At 73.6% G+C, this 2,526-nt stretch carries 2 protein-coding genes; both read right to left on the bottom strand.

The window, feature by feature from the left end; all coding sequences use genetic code 11:
• Positions 1-844, bottom strand: an 844-nt coding sequence (locus I0Q12_RS21505; protein WP_197254531.1) for an archaeosortase/exosortase family protein, incomplete at its 3' end; no start/stop codon positions are given.
• The coding region (locus I0Q12_RS21510; RefSeq protein WP_197254533.1) for a hypothetical protein at positions 841-2,526 on the bottom strand (1,686 nt) is incomplete at its 5' end. The genes I0Q12_RS21505 and I0Q12_RS21510, both read right to left, overlap by 4 nt.

Below are 2,526 nucleotides of genomic sequence, written 5' to 3' on the forward strand. Positions count from 1 at the left end.
CCGGCAGGGGCAGCACCGCGATGCCGAGCGCGAGCGGAATCACCAGGGCGAGTGCGCCCGCGGCGTCGCGGGGCGTCACTGGGCACGTTCGGGCCTTCCGCGACTCGTCCGGGGTGACGGCCAGGAACACCGCGCCGACGGCGGCGGCAGCGAAGACGGTCGGGACGATCTGGACGACGTCGACCCGGGCTCCGGGCCACAGGGTGAGGTGGACGGCGGCGGCGGTCCATCCGACCAGCACCGTGGCGGCTGCGGCGGCGAGTCCGCGGCGAGGGGTGCGCCCGCAGGCGATGCCGATACACACCGCCGCGAGGACCGTCACGGTGGCGCCGGACGCGAACCGGGATCCGCCGGCCCCGGCGACGACGAGACGCAGGATCAACGGGGAGGTGAACAACAGCACCAGCCACACCGGCCAGTACCGGCTGGTGCCGCGCAGGCCGAACAGCACGACGCAGCCGCCGAGGACGAACAGCCACATCGCCAGCACGTCCAGGTGCATGATCACGTACTGCTCGCGGTAGCGGGGGGTGAGCAGTGCGCGCACCGCCAAGGCGACGACGAGGACGGCGACCCCCACGATCCGGTCGGTCTGGCGGTCGTGGATGGGGAGTTCGTCGCGGCGCCGCCGGGTCAGTCCCCACGCGGCGAATGCGGCGAACACCGGGATGACGAGGACGAATCCGCTGCCGGCGCCGGCCTGGGCCTCGTCGATGATGCGCAGGACGGTGCGGTGGAAGGCCAGGATCGTCGCGAGGAGCAGGATCGCCCAGCGGGCCGGGACTCCCAGCGTCGCGGCACGCTGCGTCCCGGGCTGGCGGTGGCGGGGTGGCGCTGTGGTCACGGTCGCGGCGACCGGTGACCGCGGCAGGCGAACGCCACGATTCCGCCGACGAGCAGACCGGCGGCGGCGAGGACGCCTCCGATCGTGAGCATCCGGCCGACGATGCCGAGGTCGTCGGATGCGGTGTCCGCGGCGGTCGCTGTGGTCGCGGCGGTGAGCACCATCGGTTCCTGTCCCGGGGCGGTGAAGACGACGTCCCCGGTGAGCGTGGCCCAGCGGCCCGGTTCGGCGCGCAGCCAGGACAGGGTGCGGTCCAGTTCCGCCGCGGGCGTGGTCGCGGAGGCGACGAGCACGGTGCGGCCGCTGTCCTCGAGTACCTGCAGGGACGCGAAGCGCACGTCGCTCGGGAACGTGACGGTGCCGGTCCGGCCGGTGTCGTCGGTGACGGTCAGGGCGCGTCCGCCGGTCAGCGTCAGGGGCAGGTTCAGGCCGGTCGGCACCGTGTCCGGGCTGACGATGATCGCGGGCTTGTCGCCGGTGACCGCGGCGTCGACGCTCACCCATTCGGGGATCAGCGGCGCGCCGCTCAGTGCCTGCAGGTCCGCGAGGATGCCGACGGCGCGGGCGGTGTCGGCGAGGCTCGCGGTCGCGGTGGCGACCTGCACGTCCGGCAGCAGGCTGTGCGGGAGCGCCGCGAAATCCACCCCGGCGCCGGCGGGGGCGGTGATCACACGGCTCGTGCCGTCGAACCGGATGGTCACCGGCTGTTCGAGACCGCACTGGGTGGTGCCACCGGAGGTCTGCAGCGACACCGTTACGGGTGTGACGCGGGAGAGCAGGGCGTCGGGGACGGAGACGGTGCGATCGATCCGGCCGGTGTCGTCGGCGGGCCACGAGTCGACAACCCGGTCGCCCACCGACACTGTGACGATGCCGGTGCGCACGGAGGTCGTCGGGGTGTAGACGCCGCTCAGTTCGAGCCGGAGGTCGTGCACGCGCCGGCCGATGCGGCTCTGGTCGACTCCGAACTCGACGGTGGCGACCCCGACCGCGGTGGCGGAGGGCGCGCCGATGCCGAGTTCGTCGAAGGCCAGGTCGGTGGTCGCCAACTGCGGGACGACCGCGGTGCCGCCGAGCGTCGCCGTCTCCTGCACGGCGAGGACGGACAGGTCGCTGCGCAGGCCGCGTACCTGGTCGGCCAGACCGGCCGCCGACCCGGTCAGTTCGAGGGTCGGCGTCGTCTGCGCCGGCAGCACGCGTGCCTGCGCGGTCGCATCGTTCTGGTGGATGACGATCCGGCGAGTGAAGGCACCGGCGTCGTCGGTGGCGGCCGGGGGTGCGGGCAGCACGACGAATTCCGGTTCCCGTCCGGAATAGCGGGATCCGATCGCGGTGGTCAGCGAGGCGGCCGCGGCGGATTCGGCGGCGGTGGGCTGTTCCGGCAGGTACAGCTCTATCCGTTCGAGGATCGGGGGCAGGAATTCGCCGACGGTCGCGGGGTCTCGGGGCGTCCCGTCGTAGCGGATCCGCGGGTCGAGCAGGGCGAGTGCCCGGCCGGTCCAGTCGGCCGGGCAGGTCTCGCCGATCGGGTACAGCGCGGTGTGCAGGGTCACGGTGGCGGCGCCGTCGCGGACGGGCACGAGGTCCAGCGGGATGGTCAGGGGCGCGGCGACGGCGTCGGCGTCGAGTGGGATGCGTTGCTGGACCACCCCGTCGGACAGCACGTCGATCCGGCCGCGCGC

This window comes from Rhodococcus sp. CX, assembly GCF_015865005.1.
Taxonomy (GTDB): Bacteria; Actinomycetota; Actinomycetes; order Mycobacteriales; family Mycobacteriaceae; genus Rhodococcus.